Origin of the sequence: Streptomyces sp. NBC_01454 (assembly GCF_036227565.1) — a bacterium.
GTDB lineage: Bacteria > Actinomycetota > Actinomycetes > Streptomycetales > Streptomycetaceae > Streptomyces.
Window position 1 is genome coordinate 4177657 of record NZ_CP109460.1, and the last position, 19085, is coordinate 4196741.

Genomic DNA, 19085 nt, shown 5'->3' on the forward strand with positions numbered 1-19085 from the left:
CTCGCGTCACTCATCACGACCGGCCTCGCTCGGCTGGTAGGGCCACCCCGCCCACCTCGCCGCCCACACCGGAGCAACCGGATCACACGGGGCATGTCACCCATTCAGCGTAGGTAGCGGGGCGGGCGCCCGCCTCTCGTGTGGTCAGGGAGCCGGGCGGGGTGGGGGAGACGCCCGCGGTGGCTCATGACAGCGGCCGCGGCCGGGCCGGTGGGGGCCCGGCCGCGGCCGGTGAGGTGTCGTGAGCGGAGCGGGGAGGTCAGCTGTCCTTGAGGATGCCGGCGCTGCGGGCCTCGGCGAGCCACTCGGGGAACTCGACCATGAGCTGCTGGTAGAGCTCGTCGTGGGAGAGGCTGCGGGGATCGCGGCCGGCGTGGAAGAAGCCGGCGTTGTCGATGACCCGCTTCTCCGGGACCGTCAGGTCGTCGAGCTTGCGGAGGAAGTCGAAGCCCTTGGCGTCCGGGTCACCGAAGCCGACGAACTGCCAGAAGAGGGGCAGTCCGGCCGCCTCGCAGAGCGCCTTCTCGGCGGCCGGCTTGGAGGTCGGGGCGCCGTCGGTCTGGAAGATGACGAAGGCCGGCGCGGTGGAACCGGACTTCTTGTAGTGCTCGATGACGGCGTTGATGGCCCAGTGGTAGTTCGTACGGCCCATGTGACCGAGGCCGGCGTGCAGTTCCGCGATGCGCCCCTCGTAGTTGGTGAGGTCGAGGTCGGCGGTGCCGTCGATGTCGGTGGAGAAGAAGATGACCGGGACGGTGGCGTCGTCATCGAACCGGGCGGACAGGCCCAGGGCCTGCTCGGCGAGGTTCTGGACGGTGCCGTCCTTGTAGTAGTTGCGCATCGAGCCGGAGCGGTCGAGGACCAGGTAGACCGCGGCGCGCTGGGTGGCGAGGCCGTGCTTGTCCAGGGTGGCGGCCGCGGACTTGACGAGGCTGACCAGGGCGGGCGGGGTGGCGGCGGCGGTGGTGTCCGCGGCCGCGGCCGCGGGTGCCACGGGTTCCGGCGCCGGGGTCGGCTCGGGGGCGGCGGCTGCCTCCGGCTCGGGCTCCGGCTCTGCGACGGCCTGTGCCTTGGGCCCGGGCTCGGTGGCCGCTGCCTCCGGCTCGGGCTCGGCTTCCGCCGCTGCCTCCGGCTCCGTGGCCGGCGGCGTCGGGTTGTCGAAGGCCTGGCTCACGAGGTCGGCGACGGTGTCGGAGGAGCGTTCGGTGGCGGTGTCGGTGGTGTCGGCGGAGGCCGCGTCCGGGCCGTCGGTCGCCGTGGCGTCCGCCGTGGGCCCGGTCTTCTCGGCGTCCTCAGCAGGGTCCTCGGCCGGGGCGGTGTCCTCCGCCGCAGACTCGTCCCGCACCTCGGCCTCGTCCCGTGCGGCGGGCTTCTCCCGTGCCGCAGCGGTCTCCGCCGCGCGCTCCGCCACATCGGGCCGGCTGCCCTGGGCCGGCAGCGTGGGAGCTGCCGGAGCCGGGTCGGTGGCCGGCGCCTCCGTGGGTGCAGTGGGTGCCGTCCGTGCGGCCGGGACCTCGGCTTCCGGGGCCGGAGTGGAGGGAGTCGGGGTGGACTCCTCGCGGGCCTCGGGAATGGTCGCGGACTCCGGGGCGCCGGCGCCGCTCGGGGCCGCGCCGGTTTCTTCACGGGTCGCCTTGGAGCGACCGAAAGCGTTGCGCAGCAGACTCCGAATGCCCATCGGCGAACCTCTCTTGCGTGTGGTGGGTGCGGCGTTTGTCCGTGAAGCACAGACATGTCCCTGACCAGGACGGATACGTAAGCGTAGCGGCCAGGACCGGCCTCATCGTGGGACCCCGCGCCTTGTGTGGTGGGCCATCCGGGGGTGTTACGGGGGTGAGGGGTTTCGGCCAGTGCCTCGTCACCGCATTCGCCCTGCGTACGAGGTTGCCGGGCCGGACGGACAGGCCTTCCGTCGGCTCTGACGGACCGTCCCTGTCTTCGCCGAATCCACCCACGGCATTTCACGAACTGCACCTCAGTAATCGCCTCACGAAGGGCACATCACGCAGAAAGCGGTGCAAAGGAAGCAGGACGCCATGCATCGCGACAGTGCGCCTGAACAACGCATTACTCGTCCATATGCAGCACACCGCACACCGGGAAAACAGGCAGCAATGCATCAGCGAAATGCGCACCGCGCCTCGTGCGTCAGGAACTGTGGAACGGGCCCGGCGGACGCGTCGGCGGGTGAGGGGCAGGTGTTCGCAAGGGCCGGACGGGGAAGGGGAGTTGATTCGGCCATGTGTGAAATGGCGGAAGTTGTGGGGCGGGTGCGGTCGCCCGCGCCGCGGGTGTCCGGGCCGCCGAGCCCGTGCCGTGACCCTGAACCCCCTTCTGACCTGGGCTTTTCATCTGGTGCGCACGCTGCCCGCGCCGCGCTCGCCCCGCCTTGGCGGGCTCCGTCGCCCCCCGTCCCACATCACGCCGCGGAAACGATGTGGCAAGAGCGAGGTAAGAACTAGGTCGTTCACGTATCCGATGCGCAGGTGTGCCCATCTTCTCCGGTGACCATTGTCCTGAGCCGCACGTTGTGCCTTAGGCGGCCGAAGACGGCAAGAACCCTTTCGCGGGTGACGGGAGATGTGGGCGCATGGGGCTGACCAGTCAGTCGCTCGAGTACACGGTGATCGTGCTGGCGGTGGCGAGTGTGGCCGCCACGGTGTGGCTCTGGCCCCGGTTGTCACGACGCGGGGTGGGCCCGGTCCTGGGCAGACTGGGAGCCATCGGGGTCACCCAGCTGTCGATCGTGTGCGCGCTCGCCCTCGCCGTGAACACGAACTTCGAGTTCTACGGCAACTGGGACGAGCTGCTGGGCAACAACGACAAGGCCCCGGTGTCCGTGAGCCAGGGCGGCGGCCAGTACGCCTCGGTGGGCAACATGAAGGGCGGGCTGATCCAGCCCGCGGGGCCGCAGGGCCTCGACCGGGTGACCGGGCTGCCCAAGGGACCCGCGAACAAGGTGGGCAAGGTCGAGTCCGTACGGATCATCGGCCGCCGCACGCGGGCCATCAACCCCGGCTTCGTCTATCTGCCGCCGCAGTACTTCCAGCAGCAGTTCCGCCGTCAGCGGTTCCCCGTCATGGTCGTCATCAGCGGCTACCCCGGCGGCATCATGAACCTCGCCCAGCACCTCCAGGTGCCGCAGAACGCGGGCCGGCTGATCGCGCAGGGCAAGATGCAGCCGACCGTGATCGTCATGGTCCGGCCGACCATCGCGCCGCCGCGGGACACCGAGTGTGTGGATGTGCCGGGCGGGCCGCAGGCCGAGACCTTCTTCACCAAGGACCTGCCGGACGCCATGAAGGCGACCTACCGGGTGGGTCACGACCCCAGTGCCTGGGGCGCGTTCGGATACTCGTCCGGCGGTTCCTGCTCGCTGCAGCTGGCGATGCGCAACCCGAAGGCCTACACCTCGGCGGTCTCGCTCTCGGGTGACTACGCGATCAAGGACGACCTGACCACCGGCAGCCTGTTCGGCCCGGGTCCGGAGGGCGCCAAGCGCGAGCACGAGCACGACCTGCTGTGGCGGCTGAAGCACCTGCCCACCCCGCAGATCTCCGCGCTGGTGGCCAGCAGCCGCAAGGGCGAGGCGGATTACGGCGCCACGATGGACTTCGTGCACGCCGTCAAGCCGCCGATGACGGTCGACTCGATCATCCTGCCGCGGGGCAGCCACCAGTTCACGACCTGGCGGCGCGAGGTCGTCCCGGCCCTGGAGTGGCAGAGCCAGCAGCTGACGTTCCCGCAGGACACCCAGGCCGTCGCCCCGCCGCGGAAGCCCGGAGCGGGCAAGGGCGGTGCCGCGGCGCCGCAGGCCGGGCCGTCCAAGTCACCGGCCGCGTCCGACGACAAGGGACACCGGCGGGTGGAGGCGGAGCGCCCGCGGGGGTGAGCCGCGGGTGAGACGTCCGCGGGCGGGCTGAGCAGCCGCGCACCGCAGGGACCCGAGCAGGGGCGCCGGAGTGATCCGGCGCCCCTGCTGTGTGTGGTGGCCGGCGTCCGGTGCGGGGCGGCCCGCCGCCCCGCATGATCGCCGCGCTCGGGGGTACCCGCACTTGCCATCGGGGCGCAGTGCCCTTCTCGGACACCGGGGAGATCCTCATGGCGCGTACGCAACAGGGCGACGGGGCCGGGTGGTCACCGGTGGCCGCACGGGCTCCGCTGGCCGTCCGGATTCTGCTGCTGGTGCTGGCGTTCGCCGCGATGGTGGCCTTCGCGGTGGCGCTGGCACGGATCACGCTGACCCCGTCGGCGGCGTCGGTACCGCTCACCCACCCCAACCTCCGCCCGGGCGACTCGATCCGGAGCTATCTGGCCACGTCGCAGGCGGCCGACGCGGCCAAGCAGCTGGGCGGCAATGTCGTCCTGGGGGTGCCGTTCGGGGTGCTGCTCCCGGTGCTGCTGCCGCGGGCCCGCGGGCTGGTGCGGGTGGGGGTGGCGACAGCGCTGGTGATGCTGCTGGTGGAACTGGTGCAGGGGGCGCTGATCACCGGCCGGGCCTTCGACATCGACGATGTGCTCCTCAACTGCACCGGCGCGCTGCTCGGTTATCTGCTGCTGGGCCGCCGGCTGGGCCGCGCCGTGCACCCGCGGCGCCGGCACTGGTGGCACCGGCTGCGCGGCCGGGGCACGGTGGGGCCGACCGAGGCCGCCGGGACCGGGACGGAGTGACCGGCGGCGGGACGAGTGACCGGCGGCGGCCGGCCGGCGGGGCCGCGCGCGGCGGGCCGGGCCCCGCGATACCTGCCCCCGCGGTACCGGGCCCCGCGATACCTGTCCCCGTCGTGCGCTACGGCCGGTAGACCATCCCCGGCTGCGGCTTCGCCGGGGCGAGCAGCTGGGAGACCGTGACCACCGTGTAGCCGCGCTTCTTCAGCTCCTTGAGGATGCCGGGGACGGCCGGCACGGTCCCGCGGTAGATGTCGTGGAGCAGGATGATGCCGTCGCGCTCGGTCTGTTCGAGGACCCGCTTGGTGATCAGGGCCGAGTCGTTGGTCTCGTAGTCCTTGGCGGTCACGCTCCACAGGACCTGTGCCAGGCCGAGTTCCTTGCTGATCGCGGAGACGCTCTCGTCGGTCCTGCCCTGCGGCGGGCGCATCAGCTTCGGCGTCTTGCCGGTGATCTTGCGGACCGCGTCCTGGACGCGGGACATCTCGCGCCGGGCCTCCGCGGGCTTGATGTCGGTGAGGATCTGGTGCGACCAGGTGTGGTTGGCCAGCTCATGGCCCTCGGCGTCGATCCGCTTCACCTCGGCGGGGCGCTTTTCGACGTGGTTCTCGCCGAGCATGAAGAACGTCGCGTGCACCTTCTCCCGCTTGAGGATGTCCAGCAGGCGGTTGGTGTTCTCGCTGGGGCCCGCGTCGAAGGTCAGGGCGACGCACTTGGCCTTGCGGCAGTCGACCTCGTCGCCGCCCGTCCCCTTTTTCCCGGCCGGGCCGTCCGCCTCCCTACCGTTCGTCCCGTTCGTCCCGCCTGTGTTCTCCCCGTTCTTCGCCTCCGCGGCCGCGGCGAGCCGGGCGTCCATCGCCTTGACGGCGGCCGCAGGTGCCTCGGCGCGGGCGTCGGCCGGGGCGAGGACGTCGTAGGAGGCGCAGCCGCTGAGGGCCAGGACCAGGGACGTGGCCGTCAGCGGCCCGGCTATGGACGTGCGGCGGGCCGCGGACATCTGCTTCGGCATGGGGTTCTCTCCTCGGGTACGGACGGCGGGCGGCAGGCCCGTGACCTGCGTTCCGGGCAGGGCGAAGCCGGCGCGGACGGGCAGGGCGGCGCCGCGCCGACCCGCGCTCACGGCGGTCGGACAGAGACTCGGAAGGGACTATACATAGGCAGTACACACGCGGTGTATACGTGGAGTGTGTACGTGAGGTGTGTACATGGGAGATGCCCGTGCGGTGGGGCGAGGGGACGGGGCGGGCCGGGCGCCTGCCGCGGCGGGGGTGGTCCGCGACCACCCCGATCGGACGCGGCCGCCGCGACACTCCGCCCCCGCCGGGGTGGACTCGTACCGTGACCGCACCGCCGCCGGACGACTGCCTGGCCCGAAACGACTGGATCTGCGGCGACTATCTGCGTACCCGTCAGCAGATCCTGCTCGACGCGGTCGCCCAGCATCTGCAGCTGACGCTGTTCTCGGTGGCGCTCGGGCTGGTGATCGCGGTCCCGCTGGCGCTGCTGGCCCGCCGCCGGCGCTGGACGGTCGGGCCGGTGCTCGGCATCACCACGGTGATCTACACGATCCCGTCGCTGGCGATGTTCTCCCTGCTGCTGCCGGTCTACGGGCTGTCCGCCACTCTCGTCGTGGTCGGCCTGGCCCTGTACTCCCTCACCCTGCTCGTACGGAACATCCTGGCGGGGCTGGACGGGGTCCCCGCCGAGGCCATGGAGGCCGCCCGCGGCATGGGGTACGGGCCGATGCGCCAACTGCTGACCGTGGAGCTGCCGCTGGCCGTGCCGGCCGCGATGGCCGGGCTGCGGATCGCCACGGTCTCCGCGGTCGCGCTCACCACCGTCGGCGCGATCGTCGGATACGGGGGGCTGGGCAACCTCATCTACGCCGGCATGAATTCCTTCTTCAAGGCGCAGGTGCTCACCGCGTCGGTGCTCTGCGTGCTCATCGCGGTCGTCCTCGATCTGCTGCTGCTCGGTGCGGAGCGGCTGCTCACCCCCTGGCGCCGGGCGCACCGGCGGACGCGGGTGCGGACCCGGGCCACGGCGGGAACGGAACAGCCGGCCGCGGCCCTCGGGCGGCGGACATGAGCACCCTCTCGGCGGTCTGGTCCTGGCTGACCACCGCCGCCAACTGGTCCGGCGAGAACGGCGTCTGGCACCGCCTCGAACAGCACGTCCTGCTCACCTTCGCCTGTCTGGTCCTGAGCGCCCTGCTCGCGCTGCCGGTCGCGCTGACCCTCGGTCACCTCGGGCGCGGCGGTGCGCTGGCCGTCAACCTCGCCAACGTCGGCCGGGCGGTGCCCACCTTCGCCGTCCTGGTCCTGCTGCTGCTCACCCCCCTCGGACGGTACGGTCAATGGCCGACGATCATTGCGCTGGTGCTGTTCGCCATTCCGCCGCTGCTGACCAACGCATACGTCGGGATGCGGGAGGTGGACCAGAACGTGGTGCGGGCCGCGCGAGGCATGGGGATGACGGGGCTGCAGCTGGTACGGCGGGTGGAGGTGCCGCTCGCCTTCCCGCTCGTGCTGACCGGCATCCGGATCGCCGCGGTCCAGCTGGTGGCCACCGCGACGCTGGCCGCGCTGGTGGGTGGCGGCGGGCTGGGCCGGATCATCACCGCGGGGTTCAACCTGGCCAGCACTCCGCAGGTGGTCGCCGGTGCGGTGCTGGTCGCGGTGTTCGCCCTGCTGATGGAGGCGGCCTTCGAGCTGGTGCAGCGGCGCGCGCCGGGGTGGGTGCGGGGGCAGGCCCGGTGAGGGCCGTCGGGTCGGCCCTGGTGGTCCTCACCGTCTTCGGCCTCGGGGCCTGCGCCGGCGGGCCGTCCCTGGAGACCCGTTCCGCGATCACCAGCTCCCCCGGTGACAGCCACGAGCTGGCCATCGGCTCGGCCGGCTTCACCGAGAGCGAGCTGCTCGCCCAGATGTACGCGGCGTTGCTCGACCACGCCGGCTACCGCACCCATGTGGTGACCGTCGGCAACCGTGAGCTGTACGAACCCGCCCTGGAGGCCGGGCAGATCGATGTCGTCCCCGAGTACGCCGCGACCTTCGCGGACTGGCTCAACGCCAAGAACAAGGGCTCCAAGGCCGCCCCGGTCGCCTCGCCCGACCTCGGCGTCACCATGGCCGCGCTGCGCCGGCTCGCCGGCCCCCGCGGACTGACCGTGCTCCCGGCCGGCCGGGCCGTCGACCAGAACGCCTTCGCGGTGAGCGCCGCCTACGCCCGCAAGCACCATCTCAAAACCCTCAGCGACCTGGGCCGGTCCAAGCTGCCGGTGCGTCTCGCGGCGGGTGACGAGTGTGTCCAGCGGCCGTTCTGTGCGCCGGGGCTGCGGAAGAAGTACGGGATCCACATCACCGCCATCGATCCGAAGGGCGTCGGCACCACGCCCGCCAAGCAGGCCGTCCAGAACGGGCAGGACCAGTTGGTGCTGACCACCAGCACCGATGCCACCCTCGACCAGTTCGGTCTGGTGCTGCTCGCCGACGACAAGAAGCTGCAGAACGCCGACTCCGTCCTCCCGGTCGTCAACCGCTCCCGCGCGGGCAGCGCACGGGTGGCCGCCGCGCTCAACCGCCTCGGCAAGGTCCTCACCACCGCCGATCTGGCCTACCTCAACGAGCAGGTGGACAGCTGGCGACGGCTGCCCGAGGACGTGGCCCGCACCTACCTGACGTCGAAGGGGCTGTTGCCGAAGAAGTGACCGGGGGCGGCACGGACAGTCGGCGCGGCGGGCGTTTCACGTGAAACGACCGGCCCTTCCCCTGCCCCCCGCCGCGCTCACTGCGTCGGAACGGAGTCCACCTCGTCCCGCTCCCGCGGTACGCCTCTCTCGCCCTGGCCGATGGTGCGGCGCAGCGCCTCGTGGAGCGCGGTCGGGGTGAGGACGCCCAGGAAGCGGTGGCCGTCCAGGACCGCGATCCAGCCGGCGTCGTGCTTGAGCATCTCGCTGAAGGCCTCCTTGAGGGTGCCGGTCACCGGGACCCAGGCCTCCATCCGGCGGGCGTGCCCGGCGACCGTGCCGGCCGCCCCCACCAGCTCCTCCGTGCCCACCCAACCGTGCAGTTCGCCCTCCCCGTCGAGCACCACGGCCCAGCGGGCGCCTTCGGCCCGCAGCCGGGTCATGGCATCCGCGGCGGGCTCGCCGAGCCGGGCGAACGGAGGGCGTTCGAGGTCGGCGCGGTCGATGGCGGTGACCGAGAGCTGCTTCAACGCGCGGTCGGTGCCGACGAATTCGGCGACATAGGAGGTCGCGGGGGCGCCGAGGACGCTCGCGGGGGTGTCGTACTGCTCGATCCGGCCCGCTCCGTAGACCGCGATCCGGTCGCCGAGCCGGATGGCCTCCTCGATGTCATGGGTGACCAGCAGCACGGTCTTGTGCATGGTGGCCTGGAGCCGCAGGAACTCCTTCTGCAGCCGGTCGCGGACGACCGGGTCGACCGCGCCGAACGGCTCGTCCATCAGCAGCACCGGCGGGTCGGCGGCGAGCGCACGGGCCACCCCGACCCGCTGGCGCTGACCGCCGGAGAGCTGATCGGGGTAGCGGGAGCCGTAGACGCCGGGGTCCAGGCCGACCAGGTCCAGGAGTTCGGCGGCCCGCTCGCGCGCCCTGGCCTTCTTCCAGCCGGTCAGAAAGGGCACGGTGGCGGTGTTGTCGAGGACGGTGCGGTGCGGGAAGAGGCCGGTCTGCTGGATGACGTAGCCGATCCGGCGGCGCAGCCGGACGGGGTCGACGCCGGCGATGTCGGCACCGTCGACGCTGATCCGGCCGTGGGTGGGGTCGATCAGCCGGTTGACCATCATCATGGTCGTCGTCTTGCCGCAGCCGGACGGCCCGACCAGTGTCACCAGCTCACCCTCACGGACCTCGAAGGAGAGGTCGTCAACGGCGGTGGTCCCGTCGGGGTAGCGCTTGGTGACGGAGTCGAACCGGATCATTGCGCCATTGAATCCCGTGGTCCGCGACCCGACCCGTCTTACGCGCAATCGGGTGGGGCGGGGTTCGGACCGACCGTCAGCGGGGGCCGGACCGGGGCCGGGAGCACCGGCTCAGCCGCGGGCGCCCGCCGTCGGTTCGCCGCTCGCCGAGGGCTCGTCACCCGCCGCCGGCTCGTCGCCCGGCCGCGTCCCGGTGCCCATCCGGTATCCGGCGCCCGGCACGGCCTCGATCACGGGTGGGTCGCCGAGCTTGGCGCGCAGGGTGCCGAGCGTGACGCGGACGGCGTTGGTGCGGTGGCGGGGCTGCTCCTCCCACACCTCCTCGATCAGCTCGTCGTCGCTGACCACCTCGCCCTGGGCGCGCAGCAGCACCTCCAGCACGCCGAATTCCTTGCGGGACAGCGCCAGCGGCCGGCCGTCGCGGACGGCCAGCCGGCGCCCGGTGTCGAGGAGGACACCGGCCCGCTCGATCACCGGCGGCCGGCCGGAGCGGGCACGGTGGCCCAGTGCCAGCACCCGGTCGCGCAACACGTCGAAGGCGAACGGCTTGGTCAGCCGGTCGTCGGCGTCGGGCTCCTGATGGCCGCCGGTGCCGGGTGCCGTGCCAGGGGCCGGGCCGGACGTGGTGAGCAGCAACACCCGGGTCGACAGCGCCTGTTCCACCACGTACCGGAAGACCTCGTCACCGTGCAGCCCCGGCAGATCCTGATCCAGGACGAGCACGTCGTAGGCGTCGCGCCGCAGCCGGTCCAGTGCCCCGCGGCTGCTGTGGGCGATGTCCACCGTGAGCGCCGCGCGGCGCAGCCCCGAGACGATCATGTCCGCGAGGAACTCCTCGTCCTCCACCACCAGAACGCGCATGGCGTCATGTGTACCCGAGCGGCCGCGCCCGGCCGCCGGACGCTCCTGCGCCGTGACCCGCGGGCCGGGGAATTCACCACGCTGGGTCCGCCCGGCGGCCAGGCGGCCCCTGCCCGGGGGGCCGTAAGAGTTGCTTCCGCCGCACCGCCTCCCCTCCTGCCGCATCCGGCCCCACCCCCGTGCTTACGATCCACTTCGGCCACCGGTCGGAAGGGTGGAAGGGAACGCCACATGAGAGCCGTAGCAGTCAGCGCATTCGGTGAACAGCCGCAGCTCATGGATCTGCCACAGCCCGAACCAGGGCCCGGTGAGGTCCTGGTGCGGCTGGCCGCCGCCGGACTCAACCCCATCGACTGGAAGATCGCCGACGGGATGTTCGGGGATGCCGTGCCGGTCTCGTTCCCGCTGGTCCTGGGGACGGACGGGGCGGGTGAGGTGCTCGCGATCGGGTCGGGGGTACGGCGGTTCACCATCGGCGACGCGGTGTTCGGGCAGTTCCAGCGGCCGGCGCAGGGCGGCGGTTCGTACTGCGAACTCGCCCTCGCCGACGAGGACCGCATCGCGCACGCCGCCCGCAGCGTCACCTACGCCACCTCCGCGGCGCTGCCGACGGCCGGCATGACCGCGTACAACCTGGTGGAGGAGACCCGGGTGGGCGAGGGCCGGCGGGTGCTGATCGTCGGCGCGACCGGCGGCGTCGGCACCTTCGCCACCCAGCTCGCGGCCGGCCGCGGCGCCGAGGTGATCGCCACCGCACGCCCCGCCAAGGCGGAGCTGATGCGCACCCTGGGCGCCGCGGAGACCGTCGACCACACCGCGGGGTCGGTCGCCGACCAGGTGCTGGCGGCCCACCCGGACGGTGTCGATGTGCTGATCGACATGACCGGCGGCCCCGAGGAGTTCGCCAAGCTGACCCGGACCGTACGCGACGGGGGCATCGCCGTCTCGCTCATCGGCTCGGCCGACGCGGACGAGCTGACCGACCACAACCTCCGCGGCTTCAACTTCGTCAACCGCCCCTCCCCGCAGCTGCTGGAGATCCTCGCCGGACACGTCGACGCGGGCCGGCTGACGGTCCTGGTGGGCCGCGAGGTCCCCCTGGAGGAGGCGCCGGAAGCCCTGGCCACCAGCCGCACCGGCCGGGCCCAGGGCAAGACGGTGCTGGCGCTCTGAGGGCGGGTCAGGAGCCGTCGGCACCGCGGGCCGCGAGCCGTGCGCGCAGTGCCCGGGCCGCCTGCGGGCCGCCCGCGGCCAGCGCGGCGGTCAGCGTGCCCGCGCCGATGAGCAGCCAGACCCCGGTGAGCAGCGGATCGGCGAGCGCGTCGGCGTAGGCGCCCGCGGCGGGCCGGGAGACCATGTCGGGCAGCGCGTCCAGGGTGCGGCGGCGCAGCAGCGCCAGCGCCACGGCCAGCAGCGCGGCGGCCGCCGCACAGCCCGCCCCGGCACCGATCAGCGCCCGCCGCCGGCGCCGCACCAGCAGCAGCCCGCCGGCCAGACACAGCGCCGCGGCCGGCGGCAGCAGCCGTGCCCCCGTGTGGACGCGGTCGTAGAGCGCCCGCACCCGCGGCACGTCCGGCGCCTTCAGCAGCACGATCTGCACCCCGGCCCGCGGCACCTGGCGCACGACGTCGAGCCCCATGCCGTTGTGGGACAGCTGACGTCGCACCCGCTCCACGACGGGCGTGAGATCGAGGGTGACCGCGGAGCGGCCGGGCGCGGTCAGACTGCCGTCCAGGGTCCGGTGGGCGGTGCGGTGCACCCCGTTCCACATCGCCGGGAAGCCGCGGCCGGTGACGACCTGCCGCACCTGCCGGGTCACGTACTCGCGGATGCCGCGGGTGAAGTGGCGCCGCACCGCGGGGCGTTCGGCGCGGGGGACGGCCTTCAGCAGCCCGTCGAGCCGGACATGGGCCATCACCCCGTCGGTCACATCGTCGACGACCGCCTCCTGGACGGCGGCGTTCCCGGCCAGCGGCGCCACCGCCGCCACGTAGCCGTCGGTCTCGGTCAGCTCGGTGCGCGCCCGGACGGCGGCCAGCCCCAGCGGCAGCAGCACCACGCCCACCACCAGCAGCACCCCGCCGACCAGGCCCCGCGGGCGCCGGTGCGGGCGGGGCCCGGTCGGCGGGGTCGGCTCCCCCGCCGGCACCCGCCCGCCCGGGCGTACGGGTGCGCTCGCTGACATCGCGGCTGTCCTTCCTGGCGGCAATCCGGTCTGCGTCCCCTGGCTCGGCCGGGTCCGGGGGAGCGCCACCCGGCGCGCCCCGCGGCCTGCTCCCAGGCAAGTGCGAACCCCCGCCGTCCGCGAGCGGGGCCGGTGCCAACGGGTGACCGGGCGCGCGGCCCGCGCTCGGCGCCGTGCCGCGGACTGTCTCAGCGCCGTGCCGCGGCCCGCCGACGTACCGCCCGCACCACGCCCGGCCCGAGCAGTGCGGCGGCCGTGGCGCCCACCGCCCACCACACCCAGCCGTCGCCGTCGCCGCCCTCCGGGTGCGTCTCCGGCATGTCGTCGAGGTCGCCCGAACAGGCCGTGGGCGCGAAGGATCCGCCGACGTAGACGCAGACCGTGGCGGCGGCGCGCAGGCTGCCGGGGGCCGCGGTGGCGGTGAGGTCGGGGCGGTCGCCGAGCACGGCGGTGGCGGTGAACACCTGGATGTCGTGCGCGGGCAGATCGGAGCGCCAGATCACCTTCTGCCCGCCCGTGCCCCGCCCCTCGACGGTGGCGCCGGGAGCGGTGGCGGAGGTCGTGGTGGCCGGCATCTCCTGCTCGATGCGGGCCCGGTGGACCACGGTGGGCCCCAGGTTGTGCACCGTGATGCGGTAGTCGAGCCGTTTGCCGGCCTCGGTGTCGTCGATCCCGTCGGTCACCGCGACCGACACCGAGACGGCGGGCGGTGGTGCCTGCGGGGCGGCTGCGGCGGCGGACGGTCCGAGGAACGTGGCGGCGCACAGCAGCGTGCGGACAACGGCGGTTCTCATGCCGCCATCGGAGCATCGCGGCCGCCGCCACCCGTGGCAGGCGGCTCCCTCCCGGGCACGGGTTCACCCGAGTGAGGCCCCCCGGCGGCTTTGTCAGTGCTCGTGCGGCCCCGGCCGGTGCACCGGACCGTGGGCGTCCGCGCAGTGCCCGGCCTGCTGTTCCGGCTCGGGACCGGGCCGCGGACCGAGCGTGAGGACGTCGTCGGGGGCGCCCTGTTCGCCGACGTGATCGACCTGGAGGGTGGCATGGGCGATGCCGTATTCGCCGCTCAGCAGCTCCTGCAGACTGCGGCGGACCTTGTGGCAGTCGCCGCCCGGCTCCACCAGGATGTGCGCGGACAGCGCCGGCTGCCCGGAGGTGATCTGCCAGATGTGCAGATCGTGCACCTCGACGACCTGGTCCGCGGCGCACAGATGATCGCCCAGCGCGTCCGGGTCGACCCCGGCCGGTGCGGCCTCCAGGAAGATCCGGCCGGACTCGCGCACCAGGCTCGTACCGGCCCGCAGCATCAGCACCACGACCACCAGCGAGGCGATCGCGTCCGCCTGCCGGAAGCCCGTCGTCAGCACGATCAGACCGGAGACGGCGGTGGCGATGAACCCGAACAGGTCGTTGAGGATGTGCTGGTAGGCGCCCTCGACGTTCAGGCTGGAGCGGTTGGCCCGGGACAGCATCCAGGTGCAGATCAGATTGATCACGACCCCGGCCAGCGCGGTGACCAGCACCAGTCCGCCGGTCACCGCGGGCGGCGTGATCAGCCGCTGGATCGCCTCGTACCCCAGCCAGGCCGACAGCAGCAGCAGGGTGATGCCGTTGGCCTGCGCGGAGAGGATCTCGGCGCGCTTGAGCCCGTAGGTGTACCCGCCGCGGGCCGGGCGCGCGGCCAGCCGCATCGCGACCAGGGCGAGCACGATCGAGACCGCGTCGGTGAGCATGTGGGCGGCGTCCGCGATCAGCGCCAGGGAGTGCGCCAGGACACCGATCACGACCTCGATCGCCAGATATCCGGTCAGCAGGAAGAGTGCGCCGCGCAGCCAGCGCCGGTCGGTGTCCGCCGAGACACCGTGCGCATGGCTGTGGTCGTGCCCCTGGCTGTGGGCGTGCTCGGTCATGGACGCCTCCTTTCCGGCTCCTGCCGATCTGGCTCCTGCTGGGAAGCAAACCGCACTTCGGCGAAAGATCCAAAGGCTGCACCGGTGACCGTTGTCATTACCGTCGAACGGCTGATCGTGCCTGGTCAGAGCGGTGTGGGGCCGAGGGAGGGGAGAGCGGGAAACGGAAGCCGACCGCCCGGCACCGTTCCGGCGTGGGCAACGGCCGGAGCCCGTCCGGCGCGGGTAGCATCCGGCGGCATGAGCGCTACGGGGGAGACCCGGCGGCCCGCGCCCGGCAGGGGCCAGATCATGGCGGTGCTCGGCCTGCTGGCCGCCGTCGCCATCCTGTACACCCACCAAGACGGCCTGCCCTTCTGGCTGGGCGCCCTGACCGGCGTCCTCGCCGTCCTCGGCCACCTGGCCTGCTTCGACGCGCCGCGCGGCATCTGGCAGTGGCTGCCGGCGATCCTCGGCTTCTGTGCGGCGTTCCTGTTCACGGGGCAGTTCCTGCGGGCGCTGCTGAGCTGAGCCCGTCGGCGGCGGGCGGGTGCCCGAAGCCGGCCAAGGCTCCCCGCGGGCCGGTGCGGTCCGACCGGTCAGTAGAGTTCGGCTCCCGTCCTTCCGGACGGATCCCGTCCTCTCCCGACCCCGAGGTACCCGGCAGTGAGCCCCGCACCGACCGACCCGGCCGTTCCCGAACCGCTGTGTGTCGTCGGTATCGGGGCCGACGGCTGGGACGGGCTGCCCGCCGTCTCCCGTGACGCCCTGTGTGCGGCGGAGGTGCTGATCGGCGGGGCCCGCCAGCTGGCGCTGCTGCCCGGGGAGTGCGCCGGTGTGCGCGTGCCGTGGCCGTCGCCGCTGCGTCCTGCCGTCCCCGGGCTGCTCGCCGCGTACGCCGGGCGCCGGGTGTGCGTGCTGGCCAGCGGCGATCCGATGTTCCACGGGATCGGGCGGACCCTGACCGAGGTGCTGGCGGAGCAGGCGGGCCGGGCCCCCGCGGACGGGCCGGACCCCGGCGCCGGACCCCGGCTGCGGATCCTGCCGCACCCCTCCTCGGTCTCCTACGCCTGTGCCCGCCTCGACTGGCCGCTGGAGGACACCGAGGTCGTCACACTCGTCGGGCGGCCCGCCGAGAACCTGGTCCGGGCGCTGTACGACGGCCGCCGGGTACTGGTGCTGTCCGCGGGCGCCGGCACCCCCGCCGAGGTCGCCGCGCTGCTGCGCACCCACGGCTTCGGCCCGACCCGGATGCGGGTGCTGGAGCAGCTCGGCGGCGCCCGTGAGCGGATGGCCGAGGGGGTGGCCGACGGCTGGGACCTGCCGCCCGGCGACGCCCTCAACGTCCTCGCGCTCGACTGCGTCCGCGCGCCCGGCACCCCGCACCTGTCCACCGTCCCCGGTCTGCCCGACGACGCCTACGCGCACGACGGCCAGCTGACCAAGCGTCATGTCCGCGCCGCCACCCTGGCCGCGCTGGCACCCGCCCCCGGTGAACTCCTGTGGGACATCGGCGGCGGCTCCGGCTCCATCGCCGTCGAATGGCTGCGCGCGCACCGCAGCTGCCGCGCCGTCAGCGTCGAGCGGGACCCGGTGCGCGCCGAGCGCATCGGCCGGAACGCGGGGGCGCTCGGCGTCCCCGGGCTGCGGGTGGTCACCGGCTCGGCGCCCGGCGCGCTGGCGGGGCTGCCGGTGCCGGACGCGGTGTTCATCGGCGGCGGGCTGACCGCCCCCGGCCTGCTCGACGCCTGCTGGGCGGCGCTGCCCGCGGGCGGCCGCCTCGTCGCCAACACGGTCACCCTGGAATCCGAGGCGCTGCTCGCCGACCGCTACCGCCGCCACGGCGGCGAACTGGTCCGGCTCGCGGTCTCCCACGCGGTGCCGGTCGGCGGCTTCACGGGCTGGCGGCAGGCGATGCCGGTCACCCAGTGGTCGGTGGTCAAGCCCCCGTCCGACGACTCGTCCGCCACCCCCTCCGCCGCCCCTTCCGCCTTCCCGGACACGGCCCCGTCCCCGCAGGAGAACCGACCGTCATGACCGTCCACTTCATCGGCGCGGGTCCCGGCGCCGCCGACCTGATCACCGTGCGCGGCGCCCGGACGCTGGAATCGTGCGGGGTGTGTCTGTACGCCGGCAGCCTGGTGCCGCGGGAGCTGCTCGACGCGTGCCCGCCCGGCGCCCGGCTCATCGACACCGCGCAGCTGGACCTCGACACGATCACCGCCGAGATGGTCCGCGCCCACCAGGAGGGCCACGACGTCGCCCGGCTGCACTCCGGCGATCCGTCCGTCTTCAGCGCGGTCGCCGAGCAGATGCGCCGGCTGGACGCGGCCGGGGTGCCCTACGACGTGGTGCCGGGCGTCCCCGCGTTCGCCGCGGCGGCCGCCGCCCTCAAGCGCGAGCTGACCGTCCCCACCGTCGGCCAGACCGTCATCCTCACCCGCGTCGCCCAGCGCGCCACGCCCATGCCCGAGGGCGAGGACCTCGCCACCCTCGGCCGCAGCGGCGCGCTCCTGGTCCTCCATCTGGCGGCGATGTACGTCGACCGGGTCGTCGCCGAGCTTGTGCCGCACTACGGCGCCGACTGCCCGGCCGCCGTCGTCGCCATGGCCTCGCGCCCCGACGAACTCGTGCTGCGCGGCACCCTCGACGACATCGCCGGGCAGGTGAAGGACGCGGGCGTGGTCCGCACGGCCGTCATCCTCGTCGGCCGCACCCTGGGCGCCGAGCAGTTCCGCGACAGCCACCTCTACTCGGCCGACCGCGAGCGCCCGCACGCGCCGTGCGCGGCGCCGGAGCCCACCGACACCCCGTAGGGCCGGTGCCACCGGGACCGTCCGGGGGTGATCTGACCGCATCGGGGTGAATGGTCGTTTCCTGGCTCCCGGGGACCGGTAAGGAAGCTGCGACATCCATAGGGGGGCCGAGCCAAAGGAGTACGCCACGATGCGTACCAGACTCGCCGCCGGCCTGGTCGGCGCCGCAACCGTGCTGACGCTCGTCGGCGGCCCCGTCGCCGTCGCGGACGGCAAGGACCACCCCACGCTGTCGTCGGACACCCCCGGGACGCACGACGCCTCGCCGTGGATGCACGACACCCCGAGCCGGACCGACGACACCACGGGCCGGTTCCGCGACCGCCGGGACCGCCGGAGCGACCGCCGGGACGGGCGCACCGAGGGCCGGGGGCGGTACCGCAACAACCCGCTGCAGCTGACGGCCTGTGCCCTGAAGACGGCCCTGGGCGCGCTCACCGGCAACGACAACGCCTGCGCGGAGCGGCTCAGCCGCGGCTACCGCACCTGACCGCCGGACCGGGGACGCCCCTCACCCGAGGGGCGCTCCACGTCCGGTCTCCCCGGGGCCCCGGGGTTCCACCCGCCCCACCACCATCCCCGCGCGGTCGATGCAGATGACATCGACCGCGACGGGCGCCCCCCGCAGCACGGCCAGCGACTCCTCGCGCGCCCGCGCCGCCACCAGATCCCCCAGCGGCACGCCCGCCGCGGCACACAACTGGAGTGCCGCCAGGCCCGTGTTGGCCTCCGCGACCGCCGCCGCCAGCGCCTCGTCGGCCCCGCCCTGCCGGGCCAGCTCCGCCAGGAATCCCTTGTCCACCTGGGAGCGCGCGGAGTGCAGGTCCAGATGTCCGGCCGCCAGCTTGGACAGCTTGGCGAACCCGCCGCAGACGGTCAGCCGGTCCACCGGGTGACGCCGCAGGTACTTCAGCACCGCGCCCGCGAAGTCGCCCATGTCCAGCAGCGCGTCCTCGGGCAGGTGGTGCAGGGCGACGGCGACCTTCTCCGAGGTCGATCCCGTGCACCCGGCCACATGCCGGCGCCCCGCGGCCCGCGCCACGTCCACCCCGCGCCGGATGGAGTCGATCCACGCCGAGCAGGAATACGGCACCACGATCCCGGTGGTGCCCAGGATCGACAGCCCGCCCAGGATGCCCAGCCGCGGATTCCAGGTGCTGCGGGCGATCTCCTCCCCGTGGTCGACCGAGATCTCCACCTCGACGTCCGGCACCGTGCCCGCCCGCACGCCGCCGTACCGTCCGGCGACCTCCGTCAGGTGCTCCCGGATCAGCTGCCGCGGCACGGGGTTGATCGCCGGTTCGCCGACGTCCAGCGGCAGCCCCGGCCGGGTCACCGTCCCGACGCCCGGCCCGGCCCGGAAGACGAGGCCCGACCCGGCGGGCAGCGCCCGTACCGTGGCGCGCACGAGCGCCCCGTGCGTGACGTCCGGATCGTCGCCCGCGTCCTTGACCACGCCCGCCATCGCGGAGGACCGGCCCGCCGCCAGCTCCTCCACCGCCAGCGCGAAGGACGGCGTCTGCCCCTTCGGCAGCGTGATCGTCACCGGGTCCGGGAACTCACCGCTCAGCAGCGCCGTGTATGCGGCCTTGCTCGCCGCCGTCGCACAGGCACCGGTCGTCCAGCCGTGCCGCAGCCCGGTGTGCGCGAGCTGCGCGCTGCGGCCGCCCGCGGCCTTGCCCGCTTCCTGCGGCCCCGTACCCTGCGGTTGCGCTTCAGCCACGGAGG

Annotated in this window: 18 protein-coding genes; 10 read left to right on the forward strand and 8 right to left on the reverse strand. The window is 73.6% G+C overall.

The genetic code is table 11. The features are described from left to right. Positions 1-259 precede the first annotated feature (259 nt). Positions 260-1678 (reverse strand): vWA domain-containing protein, encoded by a 1419-nt coding sequence (locus OIU81_RS18445; protein ID WP_329149258.1) that lies wholly within the window; start codon positions 1676-1678, stop codon positions 260-262. Between the two features lie 912 nt (positions 1679-2590). Between OIU81_RS18445 and OIU81_RS18450 the strand changes: the two genes are divergently transcribed. Further along, a complete protein-coding gene (locus tag OIU81_RS18450) occupies positions 2591-3892 on the forward strand; it encodes an alpha/beta hydrolase (protein WP_329149260.1) in 1302 nt (433 codons plus the stop codon). A 209-nt stretch (positions 3893-4101) separates the two neighbouring features. Continuing rightward, entirely contained in the window at positions 4102-4671 is a 570-nt protein-coding gene (locus OIU81_RS18455; protein ID WP_329149262.1) for a VanZ family protein, read from the forward strand. Positions 4672-4789: 118 nt separating this feature from the next. Here OIU81_RS18455 and OIU81_RS18460 read toward each other — a convergent pair whose 3' ends face one another. Then, positions 4790-5677: a polysaccharide deacetylase family protein gene (locus OIU81_RS18460; protein ID WP_329149264.1), complete on the reverse strand. Its 888-nt coding sequence runs from the start codon at positions 5675-5677 to the stop codon at positions 4790-4792. A 329-nt stretch (positions 5678-6006) separates the two neighbouring features. On the opposite strand from OIU81_RS18460, the gene OIU81_RS18465 reads away from it, so the two are divergent. Genes OIU81_RS18465 through OIU81_RS18475 form a run of 3 tightly spaced genes read left to right on the forward strand, consistent with a single transcriptional unit; the run spans position 6007 to position 8374 of the window. After that, positions 6007-6756: an ABC transporter permease gene (locus OIU81_RS18465; protein ID WP_329149265.1), complete on the forward strand. Its 750-nt coding sequence runs from the start codon at positions 6007-6009 to the stop codon at positions 6754-6756. Then, positions 6753-7427 carry an ABC transporter permease gene (locus OIU81_RS18470; protein WP_329149267.1) on the forward strand — a complete coding sequence of 225 codons (675 nt, stop codon included), beginning with the start codon at positions 6753-6755 and terminating at the stop codon, positions 7425-7427. Before OIU81_RS18465 ends, OIU81_RS18470 begins: the two co-directional genes overlap by 4 nt. Then, positions 7424-8374, forward strand: a complete 951-nt coding sequence (locus OIU81_RS18475) for an ABC transporter substrate-binding protein (RefSeq protein ID WP_329149269.1) — start codon at positions 7424-7426, stop codon at positions 8372-8374. The genes OIU81_RS18470 and OIU81_RS18475 overlap by 4 nt, the downstream gene beginning before the upstream one ends. Positions 8375-8451: 77 nt before the next feature. On the opposite strand, the gene OIU81_RS18480 is transcribed toward OIU81_RS18475, so the two are convergent. Further along, a complete protein-coding gene (locus OIU81_RS18480) occupies positions 8452-9609 on the reverse strand; it encodes an ABC transporter ATP-binding protein (protein WP_329149271.1) in 1158 nt (385 codons plus the stop codon). A 111-nt stretch (positions 9610-9720) separates the two neighbouring features. Beyond that, entirely contained in the window at positions 9721-10470 is a 750-nt protein-coding gene (locus OIU81_RS18485) for a response regulator transcription factor (RefSeq protein WP_329149273.1), read from the reverse strand. A gap of 231 nt (positions 10471-10701) precedes the next feature. On the opposite strand from OIU81_RS18485, the gene OIU81_RS18490 reads away from it, so the two are divergent. Beyond that, positions 10702-11643 carry an NADP-dependent oxidoreductase gene (locus OIU81_RS18490; protein WP_329149275.1) on the forward strand — a complete coding sequence of 314 codons (942 nt, stop codon included), beginning with the start codon at positions 10702-10704 and terminating at the stop codon, positions 11641-11643. 7 nt (positions 11644-11650) lie between these two features. Here the strand turns inward: OIU81_RS18490 and OIU81_RS18495 are convergent, their stop codons facing one another. The 3 genes from OIU81_RS18495 to OIU81_RS18505 form a co-directional block, all read right to left on the reverse strand. Then, the gene (locus OIU81_RS18495; RefSeq protein WP_329149277.1) at positions 11651-12655 is read right to left on the reverse strand and encodes a hypothetical protein; all 1005 of its coding nucleotides are present in this window, start codon (positions 12653-12655) and stop codon (positions 11651-11653) included. A gap of 188 nt (positions 12656-12843) precedes the next feature. Continuing rightward, complete coding sequence (locus OIU81_RS18500) at positions 12844-13449, reverse strand: hypothetical protein (protein ID WP_329149279.1); 606 nt, start codon at positions 13447-13449, stop codon at positions 12844-12846. A 93-nt stretch (positions 13450-13542) separates the two neighbouring features. Next, on the reverse strand, positions 13543-14562 hold the full coding sequence (locus OIU81_RS18505; protein WP_329149280.1) for a cation diffusion facilitator family transporter: 1020 nt from the start codon (positions 14560-14562) through the stop codon (positions 13543-13545). Between the two features lie 240 nt (positions 14563-14802). On the opposite strand from OIU81_RS18505, the gene OIU81_RS18510 reads away from it, so the two are divergent. The 4 genes from OIU81_RS18510 (at position 14803) to OIU81_RS18525 (ending at position 17847) form a co-directional block, all read left to right on the forward strand. Next, positions 14803-15072 carry a hypothetical protein gene (locus tag OIU81_RS18510; RefSeq protein WP_329149281.1) on the forward strand — a complete coding sequence of 90 codons (270 nt, stop codon included), beginning with the start codon at positions 14803-14805 and terminating at the stop codon, positions 15070-15072. A gap of 135 nt (positions 15073-15207) precedes the next feature. After that, positions 15208-16578, forward strand: coding sequence for a precorrin-6y C5,15-methyltransferase (decarboxylating) subunit CbiE (gene cbiE, locus OIU81_RS18515; protein ID WP_329149283.1), 1371 nt, complete (start codon positions 15208-15210; stop codon positions 16576-16578). After that, the gene (gene cobM / locus OIU81_RS18520) at positions 16575-17357 is read left to right on the forward strand and encodes a precorrin-4 C(11)-methyltransferase (protein ID WP_329149285.1); all 783 of its coding nucleotides are present in this window, start codon (positions 16575-16577) and stop codon (positions 17355-17357) included. The genes cbiE and cobM overlap by 4 nt, the downstream gene beginning before the upstream one ends. A 130-nt stretch (positions 17358-17487) precedes the next feature. Continuing rightward, positions 17488-17847, forward strand: a complete 360-nt coding sequence (locus OIU81_RS18525; RefSeq protein WP_329149287.1) for a hypothetical protein — start codon at positions 17488-17490, stop codon at positions 17845-17847. A gap of 21 nt (positions 17848-17868) precedes the next feature. On the opposite strand, the gene OIU81_RS18530 is transcribed toward OIU81_RS18525, so the two are convergent. Next, positions 17869-19080: a cobalt-precorrin-5B (C(1))-methyltransferase gene (locus OIU81_RS18530; protein WP_329149289.1), complete on the reverse strand. Its 1212-nt coding sequence runs from the start codon at positions 19078-19080 to the stop codon at positions 17869-17871. Between the last annotated feature and the right edge of the window lie 5 nt (positions 19081-19085).